The 21,416-nt window shown below is 62.6% G+C and carries 22 protein-coding genes; 12 read left to right on the forward strand and 10 right to left on the reverse strand.

Annotated features, from left to right (window positions below):
- Nucleotides 1–227: 227 nt before the first annotated feature.
- A complete protein-coding gene (locus ACGYKA_RS02430; RefSeq protein WP_271693095.1) occupies nucleotides 228–626 on the forward strand; it encodes a cupin domain-containing protein in 399 nt (132 codons plus the stop codon).
- Nucleotides 627–644: 18 nt separating this feature from the next.
- Here ACGYKA_RS02430 and ACGYKA_RS02435 read toward each other — a convergent pair whose 3' ends face one another.
- The gene (locus ACGYKA_RS02435; RefSeq protein WP_394411411.1) at nucleotides 645–1,019 is read right to left on the reverse strand and encodes a hypothetical protein; all 375 of its coding nucleotides are present in this window, start codon (nucleotides 1,017–1,019) and stop codon (nucleotides 645–647) included.
- A 53-nt stretch (nucleotides 1,020–1,072) separates the two neighbouring features.
- Between ACGYKA_RS02435 and ACGYKA_RS02440 the strand changes: the two genes are divergently transcribed.
- Both ACGYKA_RS02440 and carB read left to right on the forward strand, forming a co-directional pair.
- A complete protein-coding gene (locus ACGYKA_RS02440) occupies nucleotides 1,073–1,858 on the forward strand; it encodes an alpha/beta fold hydrolase (protein WP_394411414.1) in 786 nt (261 codons plus the stop codon).
- 156 nt (nucleotides 1,859–2,014) lie between these two features.
- Nucleotides 2,015–5,374 (forward strand): carbamoyl-phosphate synthase large subunit, encoded by a 3,360-nt coding sequence (gene carB / locus ACGYKA_RS02445; RefSeq protein WP_394411417.1) that lies wholly within the window; start codon nucleotides 2,015–2,017, stop codon nucleotides 5,372–5,374.
- Between the two features lie 55 nt (nucleotides 5,375–5,429).
- Here the strand turns inward: carB and ACGYKA_RS02450 are convergent, their stop codons facing one another.
- Genes ACGYKA_RS02450 through ACGYKA_RS02460 form a run of 3 tightly spaced genes read right to left on the reverse strand, consistent with a single transcriptional unit; the run spans nucleotide 5,430 to nucleotide 8,220 of the window.
- Nucleotides 5,430–5,993 carry a TadE/TadG family type IV pilus assembly protein gene (locus ACGYKA_RS02450; protein ID WP_394411420.1) on the reverse strand — a complete coding sequence of 188 codons (564 nt, stop codon included), beginning with the start codon at nucleotides 5,991–5,993 and terminating at the stop codon, nucleotides 5,430–5,432.
- The gene (locus ACGYKA_RS02455; protein WP_271688127.1) at nucleotides 5,990–6,520 is read right to left on the reverse strand and encodes a TadE/TadG family type IV pilus assembly protein; all 531 of its coding nucleotides are present in this window, start codon (nucleotides 6,518–6,520) and stop codon (nucleotides 5,990–5,992) included. The genes ACGYKA_RS02450 and ACGYKA_RS02455 overlap by 4 nt, the downstream gene beginning before the upstream one ends.
- On the reverse strand, nucleotides 6,517–8,220 hold the full coding sequence (locus ACGYKA_RS02460; protein WP_271688128.1) for a TadE/TadG family type IV pilus assembly protein: 1,704 nt from the start codon (nucleotides 8,218–8,220) through the stop codon (nucleotides 6,517–6,519). Before ACGYKA_RS02460 ends, ACGYKA_RS02455 begins: the two co-directional genes overlap by 4 nt.
- 416 nt (nucleotides 8,221–8,636) lie before the next feature.
- Here ACGYKA_RS02460 and ACGYKA_RS02465 point away from each other — a divergent pair, with 416 nt between their 5' ends.
- Complete coding sequence (locus tag ACGYKA_RS02465) at nucleotides 8,637–9,761, forward strand: beta-ketoacyl-ACP synthase III (RefSeq protein ID WP_394437825.1); 1,125 nt, start codon at nucleotides 8,637–8,639, stop codon at nucleotides 9,759–9,761.
- A gap of 77 nt (nucleotides 9,762–9,838) precedes the next feature.
- Nucleotides 9,839–10,420, forward strand: a complete 582-nt coding sequence (locus ACGYKA_RS02470; RefSeq protein ID WP_067267300.1) for a thymidine kinase — start codon at nucleotides 9,839–9,841, stop codon at nucleotides 10,418–10,420.
- Here ACGYKA_RS02470 and ACGYKA_RS02475 read toward each other — a convergent pair.
- The 5 genes from ACGYKA_RS02475 to ACGYKA_RS02495 all read right to left on the reverse strand — a co-directional run bounded on the left by ACGYKA_RS02475 (nucleotide 10,417) and on the right by ACGYKA_RS02495 (nucleotide 13,585).
- The gene (locus ACGYKA_RS02475; RefSeq protein ID WP_394411423.1) at nucleotides 10,417–11,367 is read right to left on the reverse strand and encodes a 2-hydroxyacid dehydrogenase; all 951 of its coding nucleotides are present in this window, start codon (nucleotides 11,365–11,367) and stop codon (nucleotides 10,417–10,419) included. The genes ACGYKA_RS02470 and ACGYKA_RS02475 overlap by 4 nt on opposite strands.
- The gene (locus ACGYKA_RS02480) at nucleotides 11,364–11,702 is read right to left on the reverse strand and encodes a tRNA-binding protein (protein WP_209218245.1); all 339 of its coding nucleotides are present in this window, start codon (nucleotides 11,700–11,702) and stop codon (nucleotides 11,364–11,366) included. Before ACGYKA_RS02480 ends, ACGYKA_RS02475 begins: the two co-directional genes overlap by 4 nt.
- The gene (gene proC, locus ACGYKA_RS02485) at nucleotides 11,695–12,510 is read right to left on the reverse strand and encodes a pyrroline-5-carboxylate reductase (RefSeq protein WP_394411426.1); all 816 of its coding nucleotides are present in this window, start codon (nucleotides 12,508–12,510) and stop codon (nucleotides 11,695–11,697) included. The genes ACGYKA_RS02480 and proC overlap by 8 nt, the downstream gene beginning before the upstream one ends.
- A 30-nt stretch (nucleotides 12,511–12,540) precedes the next feature.
- Nucleotides 12,541–13,041 (reverse strand): YbjN domain-containing protein, encoded by a 501-nt coding sequence (locus ACGYKA_RS02490; RefSeq protein ID WP_271688136.1) that lies wholly within the window; start codon nucleotides 13,039–13,041, stop codon nucleotides 12,541–12,543.
- Between the two features lie 301 nt (nucleotides 13,042–13,342).
- Nucleotides 13,343–13,585 (reverse strand): accessory factor UbiK family protein, encoded by a 243-nt coding sequence (locus tag ACGYKA_RS02495; protein WP_394411429.1) that lies wholly within the window; start codon nucleotides 13,583–13,585, stop codon nucleotides 13,343–13,345.
- Between the two features lie 94 nt (nucleotides 13,586–13,679).
- On the opposite strand from ACGYKA_RS02495, the gene lgt reads away from it, so the two are divergent.
- The 5 genes from lgt (at nucleotide 13,680) to ACGYKA_RS02520 (ending at nucleotide 17,772) form a co-directional block, all read left to right on the forward strand.
- Nucleotides 13,680–14,564, forward strand: a complete 885-nt coding sequence (gene lgt, locus ACGYKA_RS02500) for a prolipoprotein diacylglyceryl transferase (protein WP_271688138.1) — start codon at nucleotides 13,680–13,682, stop codon at nucleotides 14,562–14,564.
- Nucleotides 14,561–15,619: a class I SAM-dependent methyltransferase gene (locus ACGYKA_RS02505; RefSeq protein WP_394437830.1), complete on the forward strand. Its 1,059-nt coding sequence runs from the start codon at nucleotides 14,561–14,563 to the stop codon at nucleotides 15,617–15,619. Before lgt ends, ACGYKA_RS02505 begins: the two co-directional genes overlap by 4 nt.
- A complete protein-coding gene (gene pgeF, locus ACGYKA_RS02510) occupies nucleotides 15,616–16,371 on the forward strand; it encodes a peptidoglycan editing factor PgeF (protein ID WP_394411435.1) in 756 nt (251 codons plus the stop codon). Before ACGYKA_RS02505 ends, pgeF begins: the two co-directional genes overlap by 4 nt.
- A gap of 271 nt (nucleotides 16,372–16,642) precedes the next feature.
- A complete protein-coding gene (locus ACGYKA_RS02515; RefSeq protein ID WP_271693082.1) occupies nucleotides 16,643–16,786 on the forward strand; it encodes a hypothetical protein in 144 nt (47 codons plus the stop codon).
- A 272-nt stretch (nucleotides 16,787–17,058) separates the two neighbouring features.
- Entirely contained in the window at nucleotides 17,059–17,772 is a 714-nt protein-coding gene (locus ACGYKA_RS02520; RefSeq protein WP_271688143.1) for a Hint domain-containing protein, read from the forward strand.
- A 2-nt stretch (nucleotides 17,773–17,774) separates the two neighbouring features.
- Here the strand turns inward: ACGYKA_RS02520 and ACGYKA_RS02525 are convergent, their stop codons facing one another.
- Entirely contained in the window at nucleotides 17,775–18,275 is a 501-nt protein-coding gene (locus tag ACGYKA_RS02525) for an Lrp/AsnC family transcriptional regulator (RefSeq protein WP_067267317.1), read from the reverse strand.
- A gap of 216 nt (nucleotides 18,276–18,491) precedes the next feature.
- Here ACGYKA_RS02525 and trxB point away from each other — a divergent pair, with 216 nt between their 5' ends.
- Nucleotides 18,492–19,496, forward strand: a complete 1,005-nt coding sequence (trxB, locus tag ACGYKA_RS02530; protein ID WP_271688145.1) for a thioredoxin-disulfide reductase — start codon at nucleotides 18,492–18,494, stop codon at nucleotides 19,494–19,496.
- Nucleotides 19,497–19,689: 193 nt separating this feature from the next.
- The gene (locus tag ACGYKA_RS02535; RefSeq protein ID WP_394411438.1) at nucleotides 19,690–21,402 is read left to right on the forward strand and encodes a bifunctional sulfate adenylyltransferase/adenylylsulfate kinase; all 1,713 of its coding nucleotides are present in this window, start codon (nucleotides 19,690–19,692) and stop codon (nucleotides 21,400–21,402) included.
- Nucleotides 21,403–21,416: the final 14 nt, after the last annotated feature.

Genomic DNA, 21,416 nt, shown 5'->3' on the forward strand with positions numbered 1-21,416 from the left:
GCGGCGCCCGACCACGGGTGGGCATCGCAACCTGCGTTCCTACCCCTTTATTTCTCATCCACGATCTGCGGCCAAGATGATGTGCCCGGCAGCAAAAGCGCCCGCCCATGGGGCGGTCGGACGCTGCATGGCGGCGCAAAGCGCCTTGTTTCCGGGCGATCATCGCCGGATAGCCCCCTTGCCGATCCCCCCTCCCCGCGCCACATTCTTCTGCAAAGGAGAACCGCATGATCATTCACCCCAAGGGCAGCCGCCCCTCTGAACCCGGCCCTGACGATTACTTCACCGGAGAGGTCGAGATGACCCCGCTGATCTCGGCCCCCGCCCCCGCCCGCCTGCGCGGGGTGACGGTGACCTTTCAGCCCGGCGCGCGCACCGCGTGGCATGTCCACCCTCTGGGCCAGACCCTGATCGTTACCGAAGGCACAGGCCGCGCCCAGACCGAAGGCAGCCCGGTGCAAACGTTGAACAAGGGCGATGTCGTCTGGTTCGGCCCCGGAGAGAAACACTGGCACGGCGCCGCGCCCGACAGCGCCATGACCCATATCGCCCTGCAAGAGGCACAGGTCGGTGAGGCGGTCGAATGGATGGAAAAGGTAACGGACGCGGACTACGACCCGGCCTGAGCCCTTGGGCGCGGCGGCCTAAACGTAGCCGCGCCACCAAAGCCAGATCACGAAGCCCACGATGACCACAAGGATGTTGAAGGCCACCACGGCCAGCCGGTCAAGGATGATGCCGCGCCGCCGGGCCTTTGGGTCGATCTCTTTCAAATGCGCCGTAACCCGGTTGAAGGCGGCCCAAACCGGGGCATCCTCCAACTGGCGGGCGATATGGGGATTGGCGACCAGATGCTCGGTCTTGCTGAGCAACATCCCATCGCCGCGAATGCCGCGCGGCAGTTCCGGCCCGGCGCGGTGAAATGCCTCACGCAGATCGCGGGCCTTGATGCGCAGACGGTCCTCGAACAGAGGGCGCAGCGCCTCGGCGCGGGTGTCGAAATCTTGGCGGTCAATCATGGGCGCATCTAATCGCTCTGGTCCCCGGGCTGCAATGCCCGTAATTTGCCTGCATGTTGAATTACTCCGAATATGGCGAAGCCACCGCCGACCGCCCGACCCTGCTTATCGTCCATGGCCTCTATGGCTCTGGCCGCAACTGGGGCGTGATCGCCAAACGCCTCGCGGACGCCCGTCATGTCGTCACCGTCGACATGCGCAACCACGGCAGCAGCCCGCATCACGACACCCACAGCTACCCCGAAATGGCGCAGGATCTGGCCGAGGTAATCACGCATCTGGGCGGCCCGGTGGACATCTGCGGCCACTCCATGGGCGGCAAGGCGGTGATGATGCTGGCGCTGACCCAGCCCGATCTGCTGCGCCGCGTTATCGTCGCCGACATCGCGCCCGTCACCTATGGCCACACGCAGCAAAAGTTCATCGACGCCATGCGCGGCGTGGACCTAAGCGGGGTCGAGCGCCGCTCGGACGCCGAGGCGCAGCTGGCCGAGGCGGGGGTGGAGCGCGCCTTGCAAAGCTTTTTCACCCAATCGCTCGACCTGCCCGGCAAGCGCTGGCGGCTGAACCTCGACGCGCTTGAGGCGGAGATGCCCAAGATCATCGGCTGGCCCGAGGATGTGACCGGCCAGTTCGCGGGGCCGACCCTGTTTCTGTCGGGCGGTGCCTCGGACTATGTCCAGCCCGAACATCGCGATGCGATCAAGGCGCTGTTCCCACAAGCGCGCTTTGCCAAAATCCCCGGCGCGGGGCATTGGCTGCACGCAGAGAAACCGCGCGAGTTCGAAGCCACGCTGCGCATCTTTCTAAACGCCGACGGGGCCGCGCCCGCGGGCTGACCGCTTCCGCCCCGGCGGATCGCCATTGCATAGCGCCTGCAAAGGTTGAACCGGCGGCCCCGCCCTTATTTCTGGGGCCGTCAAAGCCATTCCCCCCTTGCAGCCCGTGCCGCCATCCCTATAAGGCAGGACAATTTGCAAAATTAGGGGGCCGCCATGCCGAAACGTACCGACATCCAGTCGATCATGATCATTGGTGCGGGGCCGATTGTCATCGGACAAGCCTGCGAGTTCGACTATTCCGGCGCCCAAGCCTGTAAAGCGCTGAAAGAGGAAGGCTACCGCGTCATCCTCGTCAACTCCAACCCGGCCACGATCATGACCGATCCCGGGCTCGCCGATGCCACCTATATCGAGCCCATCACGCCCGAAATCGTCGCCAAGATCATCGAGAAAGAGCGCCCCGATGCGCTGCTGCCCACCATGGGCGGGCAAACGGGACTCAACACCTCGCTCGCGCTCGAAGAAATGGGCGTGCTTGAAAAATTCGGCGTCGAAATGATCGGCGCCAAGCGCGAAGCCATCGAGATGGCCGAAGACCGCAAGCTCTTCCGCGAAGCGATGGACCGCCTGGGCATCGAAAACCCCAAGGCCACCATCGTCACCGCGCCCAAGCGCGAAGACGGTAAGAAAGACCTCGCCGCCGGCGTGAACCTCGCGCTCGAAGCGCTTGAATACGTCGGCCTGCCCGCGATCATCCGCCCCGCCTTCACCATGGGCGGCACCGGCGGCGGCGTGGCCTATAACCGCGAGGATTACGAGTTCTACTGCCGCTCGGGCATGGATGCCTCGCCGATGGGCCAGATCCTCGTCGACGAGAGCCTGCTGGGCTGGAAGGAATACGAGATGGAGGTGGTGCGCGACACCGCCGACAACGCCATCATCGTCTGCTCCATCGAGAACATCGACCCGATGGGCGTGCACACCGGAGACAGCATCACCGTGGCCCCCGCGCTGACGCTGACGGACAAAGAATACCAGATCATGCGCAACCACTCCATCGCGGTGCTGCGCGAGATCGGGGTGGAGACCGGTGGTTCCAACGTGCAATGGGCGGTGAACCCTGCCGATGGCCGCATGGTGGTGATTGAGATGAACCCGCGCGTGTCGCGCTCTTCCGCGCTGGCGTCCAAGGCCACGGGCTTCCCCATCGCCAAGATTGCCGCGAAGCTCGCCGTGGGCTTCACGCTGGACGAGCTCGACAACGACATCACCGGCGTCACCCCCGCCTCCTTCGAGCCGACCATCGACTATGTGGTCACCAAGGTCCCCAAATTCGCCTTCGAGAAATTCCCCGGGGCCGAGCCCAACCTGACCACCGCGATGAAATCGGTGGGTGAGACCATGGCCATTGGCCGCACCATCCACGAGAGCCTGCAAAAGGCGCTGGCGTCGATGGAATCGGGCCTCACCGGCTTTGACGAGGTGGAAATCGCCGGGCTCAACAGCGACCTGCCCGGCGACGCGCCTGAGAATATGGCGGCGCTTATCAAAGCCGTATCGGCGCCTACCCCCGACCGGATGCGCACCATCGCGCAAGCGATGCGCCACGGCATGTCGGATGACGATCTGCACACGCATACGATGTTCGACCCATGGTTCCTTGCCCGCATCCGTGAGATCATCGAGGCCGAGGAAGGCGTTCGCACGGGCGGCCTGCCAAGCGATGCCGATACCTTCCGCGAGTTGAAAATGATGGGCTTCACCGATGCCCGCCTCGCCATGCTGACCGACAGCCGCGAAGCACAGGTCCGCGACGCGCGGCTGGCGCTCGGCGTCAAGGCCGTGTTCAAACGCATCGACACCTGCGCCGCCGAGTTCGAGGCGCAGACGCCTTACATGTACTCCACCTATGAGACCCCGCTGATGGGTGAGGCGGAATGTGAAGCGCGGCCCTCTGACCGTAAGAAGGTGGTGATCCTCGGCGGCGGCCCGAACCGGATCGGTCAGGGCATCGAGTTCGACTATTGCTGCTGCCACGCCTGCTATGCGCTGACGGATGCGGGCTATGAAACCATCATGGTCAACTGCAACCCCGAGACGGTTTCGACCGACTATGACACCTCCGACCGCCTGTATTTCGAGCCGCTGACCTTTGAACATGTCATGGAGATCCTGCGCGTCGAGCAGGAGAACGGCACGCTGCACGGCGTCATCGTCCAGTTCGGCGGCCAGACCCCGCTGAAGCTTGCCAATGGTTTGCAAGAAGCGGGCATTCCGATCCTCGGCACCACGCCCGACATGATCGATCTGGCCGAAGACCGTGAGCGTTTCCAGCAGCTTGTGCTGAACCTCGGCCTGAAACAGCCGCGCAATGGCATCGCCCATTCTGATGCGGAGGCGATGGAAATCGCCAAGGAAATCGGTTTCCCGCTGGTGATCCGCCCCTCCTATGTTCTGGGCGGTCGCGCGATGGAGATCGTGCGCGATCAGGCCAGCCTTGAGCGCTACATCACCAATGCCGTGGTGGTCTCGGGCGACAGCCCGGTGCTGCTCGACAGCTACCTGTCGGGCGCGGTGGAGCTTGACGTCGACGCGCTCTGCGACGGCGAGAATGTCCATGTGGCGGGCATCATGCAGCACATCGAAGAGGCGGGCGTCCACTCCGGCGACAGCGCCTGTTCGCTGCCGCCCTACTCTCTTCCGCGCGAGGTGATCGAAGAGGTCGAAGAGCAGACCCGCGCGCTGGCCAAGGCGCTTAACGTCGTAGGCTTGATGAACATCCAGTTCGCGGTGAAGGACGGCGAGATTTACCTCATCGAGGTGAACCCCCGTGCCTCGCGCACCGTGCCCTTCGTGGCCAAGGCGACCGACAGCGCCATCGCCTCCATCGCCGCGCGGATCATGGCCGGCGAGCCGCTGAGCAATTTCCCGCAGCGCCCCGCCTACCCCGATCAGGCCGCCTATGAAGACACGCTGCCCTTGGGCGACCCGATGACGCTGGCCGACCCCAATATGCCTTGGTTCTCGGTCAAAGAGGCGGTGCTGCCCTTTGCCCGTTTCCCCGGCGTCGACACGCTGCTGGGGCCAGAAATGCGCTCCACCGGTGAGGTCATGGGCTGGGACCGCGACTTCCCCCGCGCCTTCCTCAAGGCGCAGATGGGCGCGGGCAACCCGCTGCCGCGCAAGGGCTGCGCCTTCCTGTCGGTCAAGGATGCGGATAAGGGGCAGAACATGCTGGATGCGGCGAAGATCCTGCTAGACCAAGGCTTTACCCTCATCGGCACCCGTGGCACGGCGGAATGGCTTACCGCCAATGGCCATGCCTGCGATGTGGTGAACAAGGTCTACGAGGGGCGCCCGGACATCACCGATATGATGAAGAACGGCGAGGTGCATCTGGTGATGAACACCACCGAAGGCGCACAGGCGGTCGAAGACAGCAAGTCGATCCGCTCCATCGCGCTCTATGACAAGATCCCCTATTTCACCACCGCCGCAGGCGCCCATGCCGCCGCATTGGCGATCAAGGCGCAGGCCGAGGATGCGATCGGCGTGAAAGCGCTTCAGGGATAAGGAAAAGGGGCTGCCCATCGGGCGGCCCCTTTCGCATTTGGGCATCGGTGCCCGCTTAGCTGATGATGCACCGGATCCAGCAAAGCTGAGGCGCGAAACGCATCCGTGTGGCATGCGAGACGTTGACCTCCGTGCCCTCCAAGCCGATCTGCGCAATCGGCTCGTGCATGAAAGAAGTCTCCACCAACACCAGACGGTCACCATTGGCCATCAGCGGCACCCGCTCGCGCGAAAGCCCCGCGATAAAGTCGAGGTCGAGCAGGCTGTCCAGCCCGATACCTTGCGAGAAATCCACCGCCAAAATCCGGCGGTCCAGACTGTCGCAATTCAGAATGCACCGCACCTGCGTGACGCGCAGTGAGACTTCGTAACCGGTGAGTTGCTCCGCCACCGACTGCAGGCCCAAGAGGTCAGCGGCGTTGATCGGCGTCGTCTGCCGTGACAGGCTGTCGGCGATGACGGCGGTGGCATCTGTCGCCATCCCGCGCACCCGAAAGGCATCGGTAAAGGTCAGCATCGCCATGATCGACCAGACCAGCAGCGGCAGCAGAACCAGAAAGGCAATCGTCTGGCTGCCCTCTTCCGACCGGACGAAACGTTTGAATACGATCCCCCTCATCCGCGCGGCTCCGTCACGAAAGCGGTGGTGACCCGCACGCCATATGTGCCGTCCGACCCTTCGGGCAGTTTGCGCCCCAAGCCTGTCCCCGGCAAAAGCGGATCGAACAAACGACAGACCCGCATCATCATCAGGTTGTTCTGCTGACCGGGCAGAAAGCCATTTGCCGGGTCGAAATCCTCATCCCGGTCGACACAGGGGGCAGCCCCGTTCAGATCAGCCCAGTCGGCAATCGGCATGGCGCGCATCTCGATCCGGATATTCTCGATGCAGCCCGCATCGAAAACCGACCGCTCACAAATCAGCGCCTTCATCGCGTCATAGCCTGGCACAGAACCGGTGGCCAAACGCACGTCCCGCACGGCCAAATTCGTGGCCCGGCGCAGCATGATCTCACGCGCGCTCCACAGGCCCGTCTCAAGCGCGAGGAAGAAGAAGTAAAAGACGAGCGGCAAGAGAATGACGAACTCAATGGTGACCCCGCCCGCCTCGGACCGGCGAAAGCGGTCTTTGACGAAGCGGATCATTTTGTCAGCCTCAACATAGAGATGGACGCCGCGATCATGTCGAAGGCGGTTTGGATCTCCAGACCCTGAACGTCGAAGTAATGGGCCTCGGAAGAGGCGCAGTCTTTCAACAGGCTGAGGGAGTTGGTGCTGTCGACATCCATGCCGATGGAATAGACCACGACGCCAGCGGTGTTCGCGACGCCGCAGATTTGGCGCAGACGGCGGTCCTTCTCGCTCGCGCTGATGGTGTCGTGCATGTTGTTCCAAAAACTATTCGCGCGGGAACTCCAAGTCTGCGATCCGCCCCACCAGCTTGTCGTCCGCCGCCGGCCATAGAGGTTATAGCCGTAGTAATATGGGGACATCTCGGCCCAAACCTCGGGCCAGTCGAGCCGTTCTTCCTGCCCCTGATCCCTATATTGCCTTAGACTGGGGTGATTGAGCAGTGTGTAATCATCCCACCTACGATCAGAGCCCCAAGGGTGGGTCGCATAAAAGTAGTCTTCAGGATAGGAATTATCCCCGTCGTATTCGTTGGAGCGTTCGGCAGAATCCACTGTATAGAACACCACCGACCCGTAATCGGTGCGGATCACATCCGACTCGCCGGAAGCATACTCAGGCTCAAGACGGTATTCCGGAAAGTTCTCACCATCCGTCATCAGCACCAGAACCTTCATACTGTTATCAGCCCCGTGCGGGTGCGGGCGGCCTTGAAACTCCTGCGGGACCAGACCGGCGTCGATCAAGCCGCTCACCGGCCCCTGTGCGGATGGGTCGAGCAAGGCCAGCCCCCACTTCGCACCAACGTCGATCGACGTCGACCCTTCGGCGGTCAAAGCGAGGATTTGCGATCTCAGCGCCGCGACCGAGTCTGACAAAGGAGTAATTTCAAAGCCTGCGTCTTTACGGCAAACCCATTGGCCCCTTTCCTGGTTGGAACTCGACATGCTCTGGAACTGGAAGTGCCCTGTCCGTTGCATCTGTTGTTGGGGGTCGATCGCCAAGGAACCATAGTCATTCCCATCGAAATCCACGCAGTGGGAATAGCTATGTTCGGTGGTTGTCGAATACTGGCCCAGCAGAGCTTCTCCCGCATTTACCTTGGTCGAATAGGGAATGATCGAAATCGATACGCGTCCCTCTTCGGTATCGCTTAGGATCGTATCGACGAAGTCGATGGCCGCATTCTTCAGCAGGGTCAGCTTGATCCCGCTGCGGTCGCTGGTCCTCTCCCCCATCGACCCCGACACATCCAACACCAGCGAAATCTCGATATCCTCAACCCGTTCGGTCGCCTCAGAGCTGATCGTCATCCCGAGTGAATCGATGTCGAAAAACCGGAAGAAATAGGTGTTCAGCCCGGCGGGGAGCGAGGCTTCGACGGTACGCCCCACCAGAATGCCGCCGATCTTTTCTTCGCTCGAGTCGATCACCACCTCGGAAGGATCGAGCCCCGCTGAGGTAAGATAGCTGCGCACGACTTCTTCAGGGTCGAGGTCTTGTGACAGGCTCGCCGCGGCGAGCACGGCATTATCGAGGTGGGTCTGAAAGGTGGTCCGCGTCCGCTCGTGGTTCGCCAGATCCACGGCCAGCCCGCCAAAGATCGTGATCCCGAAAAACACGACCAACATGAGGACCAGCATGCCGCCGCCCTCGTCCTTGCGAAAACGCTTTGCCCGCTCGCAAAGCATTCGACTGATAATACTGCGCCTCATGACACCTCTCTTTTTCGGAGGTTGAATCCGTAAGCAAATTCTGTGCTTTAGGCTGCGGCATCCGCGGATGGTGGACCTGTAAATCACGCGCCGGAGGGGCCGCTGCCTCAAAAAAACCCTGACTGTTCTCGTTCAATTAATGATTGCTAATGCTCAATCACTGCGCGCTTCCGGTTGCATAGTCAAGCCAGCGCGCGGGGGCCGGGGCGATCAAAATTCGCAACTGTAGCGGCATTCACACGTCTGCCCCGTCAAAGCCGTGGCAAGTCCTGTGCGGTTTCGCTAAAGTATGGAACCTGCACCTTGCTGCCCCCTGCATCAAAGTGCACCGACATGACAACGGCCCTTGCAATTCGCCCGGGGCTGCTCAGCTTTATCAGACCAGCCATGCCGTTGGAGAGAAAGGGATCACACCGATGTATCAAGCCGCCATCACCGGTACGGGCGTTTTCACGCCGCAGCAAACCATCACCAACGCCGAACTGGTCGAAGCCTTCAACGCCTATGCCGACCTCTACAATGCCGAGAATGCCGAGGCGATCGAAGCGGGCACCCTGGAGGCCAAGGCGCATTCTTCGGAAGAGTTCATCGTCAAAGCCAGCGGCATTGAACAGCGCTATGTCATGGATAAATCCGGCGTGCTGGACCCCAATGTGATGCACCCCCTGCTGCGCCAGCGCGCGGATGAGGAGCCTTCCCTCATGGCCGAAATGGCCATTGATGCCGCGCAAAAGGCGCTCGCCGCCGCTGGAAAGAGCGCCGAGGATGTGGACGCGGTGATCTGCGCCGCCTCCAACCTCGAGCGGGCCTATCCTGCCGTGGCCATCGAGATTCAGGAGCTTCTCGGCGTGAAGGGCTTTGCCTTTGACATGAACGTCGCCTGTTCTTCGGCGACTTTCGGCATTCAGGCGGCGGCGGATATGATCCGCTCCGGCTCCATCCGCTCCGCCCTCGTGGTGAACCCCGAGATTTGCTCCGCCCACCTCGAATGGCGTGACCGCGATTGCCACTTCATCTTTGGTGACGTGGCCACCGCCACGCTGCTGGAACGCGCCGAAGATGTCGAAGGCCCCTGTTTCGACGTCATCTCCACCCGCTGCGCGACCGAATATTCCAACAACATCCGCAACAACAACGGCTTCCTCCGCCGCTCCCGCCCCGATGGGCTGAGCGACCGGCGCGATATGCAGTTCATGCAGAATGGGCGCAAAGTGTTTAAGGAAGTGTTACCCATGGTGGCCGACCATATCGGCGGGCATATGGCCGACAACGGGTTGGAGTCCGCCGATCTCAAGCGCATCTGGTTGCATCAGGCGAATAAGTCGATGAACGATTTCATTGGGCGCAAAGTGCTGGGGCGGCAGCCTGAGCCGGGCGAACAGCCCAACATTCTGCAAGACTACGCCAACACCTCCTCCGCCGGGTCGATCATCGCTTTCGCCAAGAACTCCGACGATCTGGAAGACGGCGACACTGGGCTGATCTGCTCCTTCGGGGCGGGCTATTCCGTCGGCTCCGTCATCGTCAAAAAGCGCGGCTGACGCGCAGCGTACGGCCCTAAGATCAGGGCGGGGTTTGCATCTTGATCCGCTGTCATGGGCGGCGTAACACCCTGCCCATGGCAAAGCTCTACTTCAATTACTCCACCATGAACGCCGGTAAATCCACGGTGCTGCTTCAAGCGGCGCATAACTATGTGGAACGCGGCATGGTGCCCTTCTTGCTCACCGCGCAGTTCGACAACCGCGCGGGCGAAGGTCGCATCGCCTCCCGTATCGGCATCGGGCAAGAGGCCGATACTTTCGCCCCGGGCGAAGACCTTTTGGCCAAGATCGAAGCCCGGTTGGAGCAAGGCCCCTGCGCCTGTATCTTTGTCGATGAGGCGCAATTTCTTGAGGTCGAGCAGGTCTGGCAACTGGCCCGCGCGGTGGATGATCTGGGCGTGCCGATCATGTGTTTTGGCCTCCGCGTCGATTTCCGGGGTGAACTTTTCCCCGGCTCCGCCACCCTGCTGGCGCTGGCCGATGAGATGCGCGAAGTGCGCACCATTTGCCATTGCGGCAAGAAAGCCACGATGGTCGTGCGCCGCGACGCCGAAGGGCAAGCGATGCGGGACGGCGCGCAGGTGCAGATCGGCGGGAACGAGACCTATGTCTCGCTCTGCCGCAAACACTGGCGCGCCGCCGTGGGCGACGGCTAAACCCGGTTTGGCGGGGTCTCTCCGTCAATGAAGGCTTGCAGATTGGCCACCGCCATCAGCCCCATATCGACACGAACTTCATGCGCCGCGGTGCCGAGATGCGGCAGCAGCACAGCATTGTCGAGATCCCGCAGCGCCTGCGGCACTTTGGGCTCGAATTCATAGACATCCAACCCGGCACCACCGATGCGCCCCGCTTGCAAGGCCGCGATCAACGCCGCCTCCTGCACCACATCGCCGCGGGCGATGTTGATCAGATGCGCATGGGGCTGCATCGCCCCGAGCACGGCCTCATCGATCAAATGCCGCGTGGCACCGCCGCCGGGCACGGCAACGACAAGCACATCCACGGCCTCGGCCAGCGCAGTCAGGCTTTCGACACGGGTGGCCGGGAACTCCAACTCCTTCGCGCTGCGGTTAAAATAGCTGACCTGCATCTCGAAGCCATAGTGACACCGCCGCGCGATGGCCTGCCCGATCCGGCCCATGCCGACGATGCCGACCCGCTTGCCGGTCAGGTGCAGCCCCAGCATCTGGGTCGGGTGCCACCCTTCCCAAGCGCCCGAGCGGTTCAACCGCTCCCCTTCGGCGGCGCGGCGGGCGGACATCAGCATGAGCGTCATGGCGACATCCGCCGTGGCATCGGTGACGGCGCCGGGGGTGTTGGTCACCTCCACCCCCGCCGCGCGGGCCGCTGCCGCGTCGATGTGGTTATAACCGACGCCGAAATTGGCAAGGATCTTGCAGCGCGGCTCGGGCACATCGGCGAAAACCTCGGCCGAGAAAGCATCCCCCAGGGTCGGCATCACCCCGTCATAGTCGCGCAGCGCGGCGCGCATTTCTTCGCCCGAGAGCGGCGCGGTTTCCTCGCGCACCGTCACTTTGCAGCCCTTCAACGCTTCGGTGACTTCCTTGGGCAAAGGCCTGGCAATCAATATCTTTTTCAATGCATCCGCCCTCCTTCGGGCACTTTTTGATCGGGCGACAAAAGCACGATCTCTCCGTCCTTGTCGGGCAGGCCGAGCACCAGCACCTCGGACATGAAAGGCCCGATCTGGCGCGCGGGGAAGTTGACCACGGCCACGACCTGCCGCCCCACCAGCGTCTCCGGCGTATAATGCGCGGTGATCTGGGCCGAGGTCTTACGCTCGCCGATCTCCTCGCCAAAATCTACCCAGAGTTTGATCGCCGGTTTGCGTGCTTCCGGAAAGGCTTCGGCCCGGGTCACGGTGCCGACGCGAATGTCGACTTTCAGGAAATCGTCGAAAGTGATCTCAGCCATTGGCCAGCTCCCGCGATCTGTCCGCCGCGGCGGCGACCGCGCGCTTGAGAAGGGGCGGGAAGCCTTGGGCCTCGTCCATCAAAACCTCAAGCGCCGCTTGGGTCGTGCCATTGGGGCTGGTGACGTTGACGCGCAGCTGCGCCGGATCCTCTTCAGCCTGCATCGCCAGCGCCCCTGCCCCGGCGACCGTCGCCTTGGCCAATTGCATCGCCAATTCCTCGGGCAGGCCTTGGGCCACACCGGCGGCGGCCATGCATTCGATCATGTGAAAGACATAGGCCGGGCCGGAGCCGCTGACCCCGGTAACCGCGTCGATCTGCGCCTCTTCGTTCAGGCGGACGACCGCGCCCACCGCGCTCAATAGCGTTTCGGCTTCATCCAGGGACCGACTGCCCGCCTTGGCGTTGCCGACGATGGCGGTGATCCCTTTGGAGATGGCAGCAGGCGTGTTGGGCATGGCCCGCACAATGGGCGTGTCGCCGCCGAGGACGCTTTCGAAATAGCCGATGGTCGTGCCCGCCGCGACGCTGACGAACAGCGTCTCACCATTGCCCATCGCCTGAAGCGTCGGCAGCGCGTCCGCCATCATCTGCGGTTTGACCGCCACCAGCACCACCGCTGGCGCGGCAGGCAGGTCGGCGTTCAGGTTAACGCCGGTGCCTTGCAGCCAATCGGACGGTTTCGGGTCCACGACCCAAACCGCGCTTGCAGGCAGCCCCTGCGCCAGCCAGCCTTCCAACATGGCCGATCCCATTTTGCCACAGCCCAGCAAAACCAGACCGTCGCGTGCCACTCTCCCGTCTTTCATCCTATCCCCCGAAGTTGTTCGGGGACTTTGTTACGCCCGGCCGTAAGCCTCTGCAATGGCGACGTCCATCGCGGCCTTCGGGGATTGATCGCCCCAGACGAGCAATTGCAGCGCGGGATAGTAGCGTTCCGCGCTCATAACGGCGGCACCGATCATCGTGTCGATCTGCTCTGGCCCCGCGACCTGTCCGCCCGCCAAAACCAGCCCGTAGCGGTAGACCATCAACTGCTGATCGGCCCAGAAGCTGAAGGCCCCCGCCCAGCATTGATCGTTGACGAGGTTTAACAATTCGTAAAGCTCCGGCAGTTTTTCAGCCGGAGGCTCCATCTCAAAGGTGCAGATCAGGCGCAGCGTTTCGTCGTAAGCTGACCATGCCAGCGTGATCGAATAGGTCCGCCACTGCCCCTCGACCGCCATGGCGATCTGGTCATCCGCCACGCGGTCGAATTCCCAATCATGATGAGCCGCGAGATTTTCAACGATATCAATGGGGTGGATTTCTTCTTCAAGGTAATGCTCGGACAGGGCCATTTCGCCACCTCTCAATCTGCTCCACGGGGCGGGACCTGGCCCACCATGCATGGAAGCCTGCACAAATAGGCGTGTAAGTTCACATCACCTATACAAGATATGGTGCTTGCAGCGGAACAGTCTGGCAAGTTTTTTCTTGGGGATAACCACAATTGATAGGGGATAACCGCAATAACTTGTGGGTAAATCGCGGAAATCGTCTATAAATTGGAGGCAGGGGGCGCGACTGGCCGCAAACGGCCTCTGTCCACGCGAAGGATCGCCGCCCCGGCCCGGGGCGGCTGATCAAATTCTATCGGGTTCAGTCCTTGGCTTTGAGCTTGTCGAGCCGCGCTTTCAGCGCTTCGTTCTCTTCGCGGGCCTTCTGCGCCATGGCACGCACCGCGTCGAACTCCTCACGGGTGACGAAATCACGATCGGCGAGCCAACGGTCGAGCATGCCCTTGAAGGCGGTCTCGGCCTCGTCCTTGGCGCCTTGGGCGACGCCCATCGCGTTTGTCATCATCTGTGATACATCGTCGAAAAACTTGTTACGGGTCTGCATGTCTGGCCTCCGGAGGTTTGTTAGCCTCTATATGGGGCGCGCAGCCCTTACTCGCAAGGTTGACTTCCCCGCGCGGCCTTGCTCAATCAACAGCATGATAGCCATGCTCCCCTTCCCCGATATCGCGCCGGAAATCTTTTCGGTGACCCTGTTTGGTTCCACCTTCGCGCTGCGCTGGTATGCGCTGGCCTATATCGTGGGCATTCTGCTGGGCTGGCGCGTCGCCACCGCGGCGGTCAAACGGCCCCATCTGTGGAAGAACGACACGCCGGTCATGAAGCCCGGTCAGGTCGAGGACCTGCTCTTTTGGGTCATTCTGGGCGTGATCCTTGGCGGGCGTTTGGGCTATGTGCTGTTTTACCAACCGGCCTATTACCTGTCGAACCCCGCCGCGATCTTGCAGCTTTGGGAGGGCGGCATGTCCTTCCATGGCGGGGCGCTTGGGGTCATTCTGGCGGGGCTTTTCTATACATGGCGGCACCGGATTCTGGTGATTTCGACCGGGGATATGGTCTGTCTGGGGCTGGCGCCGGGGCTGTTTTTGGGGCGGCTTGCGAATTTCATCAATGCCGAACTCTGGGGCCGCCCGACCGATCTGCCTTGGGGCGTGGCCTTCCCCGGTGAAGCGGCGCAGTTCTGCCCCGATGTGGCGGGCATCTGCGCGCGCCACCCCTCGCAGCTCTATGAGGCGCTGCTGGAGGGGCTGCTCTTGGGCGGCGTCCTGCTCTGGATGGCGTGGAAACGCGGCGCGCTTAAAATGCCGGGGCTGATCGGCGGCACTTTCCTTGCGGGCTATGGCGCGGCGCGGTTCGCGGTGGAGTTCCTGCGCCAGCCCGACGCGCAATTCGTCACCCCCGGCAACCCGCTGGGGCTGGCGTGGCATATCGGCGGCTGGGGGCTGACCATGGGGCAAATCCTATCGCTGCCGATGATTGCCGTGGGCGTCTTCCTCATCATCCGAGCGCGGCGGCAGGCATGAGCCTGAAGGACCATCTGCTCACACGGATCGCGCTGGAAGGGCCGATGCGGCTGGACGCTTATATGCAGTCCTGCCTGCTGCATCCCGACTGGGGGTACTATACCACCCGGGCGCCTTTCGGCCCGGAGGGGGATTTCATCACCGCCCCCGAGATCAGCCAGATGTTTGGCGAGTTGATCGGCCTGTCGCTGGCGCAAAGCTGGCTGGATCAGGGCGCCCCCTCCCCCTTCACACTGGCCGAGCTTGGGCCGGGCCGGGGGACATTGATGGCCGATATTCTGCGCGCCACGGCGCGGGTGCCGGGGTTTCAGGCGGCGGCGCAGGTCACGCTGGTCGAAGCCTCTCCTTCTTTACGCGAGGTGCAGCGCGAGACGCTGCGAGGGGCCGAGGTCACTTGGGCCGAAAGTGCCGCTGACCTGCCAGATGCGCCGCTGTTCCTGATCGCCAATGAATTTTTCGACGCGCTGCCAATCCGGCAATTCATCCGCCAAGGCGCAGGCTGGGCCGAGCGCCGGGTGGGCGCGGCAGAGAGGGCGCTGACCTTTGGCCTCGGCCCCGTGACCCCACAGCCCGCCCTTGCCCATCGGGTGGAAGATACGAAAGACGGCGACCTTGTTGAGCTTTGCGCCTCGGCGGCGGAGATCATGCAAGATATCGGCAAACGCATCGCAGCCCATGGCGGGGCGGGGCTGATCATCGACTATGGCGATTGGCGCGCCTTGGGCGACACGCTGCAAGCGCTAGAGAACCACAGCCCCGCCGATCCCCTCGCCAATCCCGGGCAGGCCGACCTGACCGCCCATGTCGATTTCGAGGCGCTGGCACGCGCCTGCCCCTGCCCCCATAGCCGCGTGGTCACCCAAGGCGTTTTTCTGGAGCGGTTGGGCATCACCCCCCGCGCGCAGAAATTGGCCGAGGCGCTGACCGGCGACGCGCTTGGCAACCATATTGCCGCACATCGACGGTTGACGCACCCGGCGGAAATGGGAAACCTGTTCAAAGTGATGGGGCTCTACCAAAAAGGTCAGACCCCGCCCCCGGGAACAGAAGTATGACGCTCGAAATTCTGACATCCGATGCGCTTGCGCCTTTGCGGCACGGGTTTTTCACCCGCCGTGGCGGCGCGTCATCGGGGGTGTTTTCCGGGCTGAACTGCGGCAGCGGCAGCTCGGACCAATCCGAAATCGTGCGCATCAACCGCGCCCGCGCCGCCGAGGCGATGGGCCTGCCGGCCGACCACCTTGTCGGCGTGCATCAGGTGCATTCCGCCACCGTCGTCACCGTGACGGAGCCGCACGACGACAAGCCCCGCGCCGATGCCTTGGTCACCAAAACCCCCGGCATCGCCCTGTCGATCCTGACCGCCGACTGTCAGCCTGTGCTCTTTGCCGATGCGCAGGCCGGTGTGGTGGGCGCGGCCCATGCAGGCTGGCGCGGCGCGCTTGACGGGATACTCGAGGCGACGGTCGACGCCATGGTCGATCTTGGTGCCACCCGCGAAAAGATCACCGCGGTGATCGGCCCCTCCATCAGCCAGCGCGCCTATGAGGTCGGGCCGGAGTTTCTGGACAACTTCATGAACGCCGACCCTGAGTTTGCCCGCTACTTTGCCCAAGGCGAAGGCGACCGGCTGCATTTCGACCTGCCAGGCTTTGGCCTCAACCGGCTGCGCGCGGCAGGCGTGGGCCATGCGGAATGGACGCGGCATTGCACCTACGCCGATGCCGCGCGATTCTATTCCTACCGGCGCACGACCCACGCCAAAGAAGCGGACTATGGCCGCTTGCTCTCGGCGATCACCCTCTGAACGGGGCGAGATTGCGGCAAAGCCTGCCCGTTTCGCGCCGCATTGCTGTCGCGAAATCTGGTACAATCAGCCCTTTGCGGCCCCATTGTTTCCCGCACCCCCTGCAAACCACAGAAAATTAACGTTTTTCGAAGTATGGCAAAGGCGCCCAAAACCGCCCTTTCGAGCCGCCAAATTCTCACAAGTTTCTCGCCCACGGTCAAAAACCGGCCCGATTGCACTGCGATAGTGGATGCAACGATGCCCGCGTGACCCGAAGAGGAACAAAGCCATGAAAAAGAACCCGCGCTTCATCAAATCCGTTGTCGAGACAGCGGCCAAGACCGACACCGTCATGCCATGGGCCCGCGGTGTGCGCCGCGCCGCATTCATCGCCAAACGCTCCGGCAACGCCCCGGTCCGCAAGACCGCCTGAAAGGTTTCCCCCGGTACCGGTGCCACGCGCTCGGTATAGCAGACCGCCCCTCGTGCCGTTGATTCGTTGCGAGGGGCGTTTTCATGCGAACATGGCGATCACGCACCCGGCCCGGAAACAGCCCCCCGCATTCAGCCAAGATTGGCGCGCAAAGCGCAGCACTCAGGCCGGATATTTTGACAAATCCCGCAGAACATGGCGCAGTATCCGTCAGCCCGAGCCGGTGCATGCCGCCCACGGCAGCGCTGTGCCGGGCCGACAAAGGGTTTTGCATGACTGAGACCGCCACCAAAGCCGAAGGCCCACCGCCCGCGCCGATGCGCAGCTATGAAGTCGCCGCGCTCCGCGCCGACGGGTCGCTCTATATCGGGCAAGACACCGCCCCCACTGCGCCACTTTTCGAAGCCGCTTTCGCGGCCTTCGCCCGCGGGACGCCAATCCAAACGGTGCAGGGCGACATCGCCATCGAAGATCTCCAGCCCGGCGACATGATCCACACGAGTGCCGGAGGTCCGGCGCAGTTGATCTGGATCGGGTCGAGCCGTTTCATCCCGGCGGACAGTGGGCGGCTGCCCCTCATCCGCATCATGCCCGACAGTTTCGGCGAGGGGCGCCCGAGTTCGTTCCTCACCCTCGGCCCCGCCGCACGGGTACTCCAGACGCCGCCCCACCTGCGGGCCGAGGCGGAGGGCAGCCGCCTGCTCACCCCGCTGTGCGAATTCGTGGATGGGGTCAATGTGATCGAGGTCACCCCGCCAACTCCGGTGCGCCTGTTTCATATCTGTCTGTCGCGCCATGCGGTGATCAAGGCAGGCGGGCTAGAGATGGAGACGTTTCACCCCGGCGCTCAAGCGCTGCGTGACGCAACACCCGGCCTGCGGGATCGCTTTCTATCCATGTTTCCGCAGATCGCGCATGGGCGGGATTTCGGCCCCCTCGCCCACCCCCGCGCGCCCGAGGCGGCAGAAGACCGCGCCGACAGCTGATCTCAAGGCGCTGTCGACAGCCGCGCTTCCAACACGTCGAAGGGCACGCCGGGCTCATCCTTGGCCCCGCGGATCACGAGGCTGGTCTTCACGCTTTCCACATTGGGCGTGGTCAGCAATTGCCCGGTCAGGAAGCTTTGAAAGCTCGACAGATCCGGTGCCACGCATTTCAGGATGAAATCGACCTCACCGTTCAGCATATGGCACTCGCGCACCAGCGGCCAACCACGGCATTTCTCTTCAAACGCGCTCAGATCAGCCTCGGCCTGACTGGCCAGCCCGACCATGGCGAAGACCTGCACCTCAAAGCCCAGTTCACGCGCATCGACATCTGCATGATAGCCTTTGATATAGCCCTGCTCTTCCAAGGTGCGCACCCGGCGCAAACAGGGCGGTGCAGAGATGCCGACACGTTTGGCCAGTTCGACATTCGTCATCCGGCCATCAGATTGCAACTCGGCCAAGATCATCCGGTCTATCGGATCAAGTCGTGTACCCGCCATAACATCCTCAGTGAATTTTCGATTCTTATAGCAGCCTGCGTGGTACGCGCAATAAAGTTTCACACAAGCGCAATATTCTTTATCGCGCCCCTTGAGGCCGACCGCCCTCACCGCTCACGCAAGCGTAATGACGGGGCGGTGACGGCAGGGGTTTAACGGCTTCGCGGCTATCGCTATATGAGGCGGGCAATATCAATGACAGCCCGGGGGCGCCAGATGGCCGAGACACGTAAAACCAAGGTACTGATCATCGGCTCCGGCCCTGCGGGCTATACCGCCGGGGTCTACGCAAGCCGCGCCATGTTGGAGCCGATCCTCGTGCAGGGGATCGAGCCGGGCGGCCAGCTGACCACCACCACCGAGGTCGAGAACTGGCCCGGCGACAGCGAGGTGCAGGGCCCCGACCTGATGATCCGCATGCAGGACCACGCCAAGGCCATGGGGACCGAGATCATCGGCGACATCATCACCGACCTCGACCTGTCGAGCCGCCCGTTCCACGCCAAGGGCGACAGCGGCACGACTTACGTCGCCGATTCCGTGATCCTCGCCACCGGGGCGCGGGCCAAGTGGCTCGGGCTGGAGAGCGAAGAAAAGTTCAAGGGCTTCGGCGTCTCGGCCTGTGCCACCTGCGATGGGTTCTTCTATCGTGGTCAGGAGATCGTGGTCATCGGCGGCGGCAACACTGCCGTGGAAGAGGCGCTGTTCCTCACCAACTTCGCCTCCAAGGTCACGCTGATCCACCGCCGGGACGAGCTGCGCGCCGAGAAGATCCTGATCGACCGGTTGATGAAGAACCCCAAGATCGAGCCGCTGTGGTTCCATGAGTTGCATGAGGTCTACGGCACCGACAACCCGCTCGGCGTCGAGGGCGTGAAGGTCAAACACACCAAGACCGGCGAGATCACCGACATCCCCGCCAAGGGCGTCTTCGTGGCCATCGGCCATGCGCCTGCCAACGAGTTGGTCAAAGACACGCTGGAGACCCACATGGGCGGCTATGTCGTGACCAAACCCGACAGCACCGAGACCTCCATCCCCGGCGTCTTTGCCGCAGGCGATTTGACCGACCACAAGTACCGCCAAGCGGTCACCAGCGCCGGCATGGGCTGCATGGCAGCACTCGAAGCCGAGCGCTTCCTTGCCGAAGTGGGCGATGATGACGGCAAAGATACCTCCCTCCCGCTCGGCTATGGGGCCGAGGTGAAGGAAGACGTTTAAGTCAGACGAAGGCGCGGCGGAGATAATTCCGGTTTCCGCCGCCCCTCAGCACCCGAATTGCAGGCCTCCCTCGGATCATGGGATTTCGGCCTTTAACGGGGCGATACCCCCTAGTTCTATAGACTTTTCACATCTTTTGCAGCTATGGCAGCCGGGACCAAAGCCGCCTGTTCCCTGAAGAAAAGTGATAGTCATGATGCCCAGCAACCTCACGCCGATCCCCGAACTCTACGTCTCTTACGAGTCGTCGCAAAAGCTGAAGGTGGAGGCAGGCAATCTGGTGAGCCTCGACCTCACCCCGCGTCAGATTTGCGATCTGGAACTCTTGATGAACGGCGGCTTTAACCCGCTGAAAGGGTTCTTGGGCGAAGAGGACTACGACAGCGTGGTCGAGAATATGCGTCTGGCGGATGGCTCCCTCTGGCCGATGCCAATCACCCTCGACGTGACCGAGGCTTTCGCCGAGAAGCTGGAAGTAGGGCAGGACATCGCCCTGCGCGACCAAGAGGGCGTGATTCTCGCGACCATGACCGTCACCGACCGCTGGACCCCGAACAAATCGCGCGAGGCCGAGAAGGTCTTTGGCGCCGATGACGAGGCGCATCCGGCGGTGAACTACCTGCACAACCAGGCGGGCAACGTTTATCTCGGCGGCCCCGTGACCGGCATCCAGCAGCCCGTGCACTACGACTTCCGCGCCCGCCGCGACACGCCCAACGAATTGCGCGCCTATTTCCGCAAGCTGGGCTGGCGCCGCGTCGTGGCCTTCCAAACCCGCAACCCGCTGCACCGCGCGCATCAGGAACTCACCTTCCGCGCCGCCCGTGAAGCGCAGGCCAACTTGCTGATCCACCCCGTTGTCGGCATGACCAAACCCGGCGATGTCGATCACTTCACCCGCGTGCGCTGCTATGAGGCGGTGCTCGATAAGTATCCTGCCGCCACCACCTCCATGTCGCTCTTGAACCTCGCCATGCGCATGGCTGGCCCGCGCGAGGCCGTCTGGCACGGGCTGATCCGCAAAAACCACGGCTGCACCCATTTCATCGTGGGCCGCGACCACGCTGGCCCCGGCAAGAACTCCGCCGGTGAGGATTTCTATGGCCCCTATGACGCGCAGGAATTGTTCCGCGCGCATCAGGAGGAGATGGGCATCGAGATGGTCGATTTCAAACACATGGTCTGGGTGCAGGAACGCGCGCAATATGAGGCCATGGATGAGATCAAGGACAAGGACAGCGTCACCATCCTGAACATCTCGGGCACCGAGCTGCGCCGCCGCCTGCGTGAAGGGCTGGAGATCCCTGAGTGGTTCTCCTTCCCCGAGGTCGTGAAAGAGTTGCGCCGCACCTCCCCGCCGCGCTCCAAGCAGGGTTTCACTGTCTTCTTCACCGGGTTCTCCGGCTCGGGTAAATCCACCATTGCCAACGCGCTGATGGTCAAGCTGATGGAGATGGGCGGCCGCCCGGTGACGCTGCTGGATGGTGACATCGTGCGGAAAAACCTCAGTTCCGAACTCGGCTTCTCGAAAGAGCACCGCGATCTGAACATCCGCCGCATCGGCTATGTCGCAAGCGAGATCACCAAGAACGGCGGCATCGCCATCTGCGCACCGATCGCGCCCTATGCCGCCACCCGCCGCGCGGTGCGCAAGGATGTGGAAAGCTTTGGTGCCTTTGTTGAAGTGCATGTCGCAACCTCCATCGAGGAATGCGAACGCCGCGACCGTAAGGGGCTCTACAAGCTGGCACGGGAGGGCAAGATCAAGGAATTTACCGGCATTTCCGACCCCTACGATGTGCCGCAGAACGCCGAACTGGTGCTGGAGACCGAGAATGTCGAGGTCGACAACTGCGCGCATCAGGTGTTGCTGAAGCTCGAAAACATGGGGCTGATCGCGGAGTAAACCGATCAGTCTTT

Source organism: Sulfitobacter sp. 1A15106 (genome assembly GCF_043556995.1).
GTDB classification, from domain to species: domain Bacteria; phylum Pseudomonadota; class Alphaproteobacteria; order Rhodobacterales; family Rhodobacteraceae; genus Sulfitobacter; species Sulfitobacter faviae.

Bases quoted from the DNA above. Each gene is read 5' to 3' on its own strand.
- ACGYKA_RS02430 (WP_271693095.1), top strand. From the start codon at position 228: ATGATCATTCACCCCAAGGGCAGCCGCCCCTCTGAACCCGGCCCTGAC.
- ACGYKA_RS02435 (WP_394411411.1), bottom strand. From the start codon at position 1,019: ATGATTGACCGCCAAGATTTCGACACCCGCGCCGAGGCGCTGCGCCCT.
- ACGYKA_RS02440 (WP_394411414.1), top strand. From the start codon at position 1,073: ATGTTGAATTACTCCGAATATGGCGAAGCCACCGCCGACCGCCCGACC.
- carB (WP_394411417.1), top strand. From the start codon at position 2,015: ATGCCGAAACGTACCGACATCCAGTCGATCATGATCATTGGTGCGGGG.
- ACGYKA_RS02450 (WP_394411420.1), bottom strand. From the start codon at position 5,993: ATGAGGGGGATCGTATTCAAACGTTTCGTCCGGTCGGAAGAGGGCAGC.
- ACGYKA_RS02455 (WP_271688127.1), bottom strand. From the start codon at position 6,520: ATGATCCGCTTCGTCAAAGACCGCTTTCGCCGGTCCGAGGCGGGCGGG.
- ACGYKA_RS02460 (WP_271688128.1), bottom strand. From the start codon at position 8,220: ATGAGGCGCAGTATTATCAGTCGAATGCTTTGCGAGCGGGCAAAGCGT.
- ACGYKA_RS02465 (WP_394437825.1), top strand. From the start codon at position 8,637: ATGTATCAAGCCGCCATCACCGGTACGGGCGTTTTCACGCCGCAGCAA.
- ACGYKA_RS02470 (WP_067267300.1), top strand. From the start codon at position 9,839: ATGGCAAAGCTCTACTTCAATTACTCCACCATGAACGCCGGTAAATCC.
- ACGYKA_RS02480 (WP_209218245.1), bottom strand. From the start codon at position 11,702: ATGGCTGAGATCACTTTCGACGATTTCCTGAAAGTCGACATTCGCGTC.
- proC (WP_394411426.1), bottom strand. From the start codon at position 12,510: ATGAAAGACGGGAGAGTGGCACGCGACGGTCTGGTTTTGCTGGGCTGT.
- ACGYKA_RS02490 (WP_271688136.1), bottom strand. From the start codon at position 13,041: ATGGCCCTGTCCGAGCATTACCTTGAAGAAGAAATCCACCCCATTGAT.
- ACGYKA_RS02495 (WP_394411429.1), bottom strand. From the start codon at position 13,585: ATGCAGACCCGTAACAAGTTTTTCGACGATGTATCACAGATGATGACA.
- lgt (WP_271688138.1), top strand. From the start codon at position 13,680: ATGATAGCCATGCTCCCCTTCCCCGATATCGCGCCGGAAATCTTTTCG.
- ACGYKA_RS02505 (WP_394437830.1), top strand. From the start codon at position 14,561: ATGAGCCTGAAGGACCATCTGCTCACACGGATCGCGCTGGAAGGGCCG.
- pgeF (WP_394411435.1), top strand. From the start codon at position 15,616: ATGACGCTCGAAATTCTGACATCCGATGCGCTTGCGCCTTTGCGGCAC.
- ACGYKA_RS02515 (WP_271693082.1), top strand. From the start codon at position 16,643: ATGAAAAAGAACCCGCGCTTCATCAAATCCGTTGTCGAGACAGCGGCC.
- ACGYKA_RS02520 (WP_271688143.1), top strand. From the start codon at position 17,059: ATGACTGAGACCGCCACCAAAGCCGAAGGCCCACCGCCCGCGCCGATG.
- ACGYKA_RS02525 (WP_067267317.1), bottom strand. From the start codon at position 18,275: ATGGCGGGTACACGACTTGATCCGATAGACCGGATGATCTTGGCCGAG.
- trxB (WP_271688145.1), top strand. From the start codon at position 18,492: ATGGCCGAGACACGTAAAACCAAGGTACTGATCATCGGCTCCGGCCCT.
- ACGYKA_RS02535 (WP_394411438.1), top strand. From the start codon at position 19,690: ATGATGCCCAGCAACCTCACGCCGATCCCCGAACTCTACGTCTCTTAC.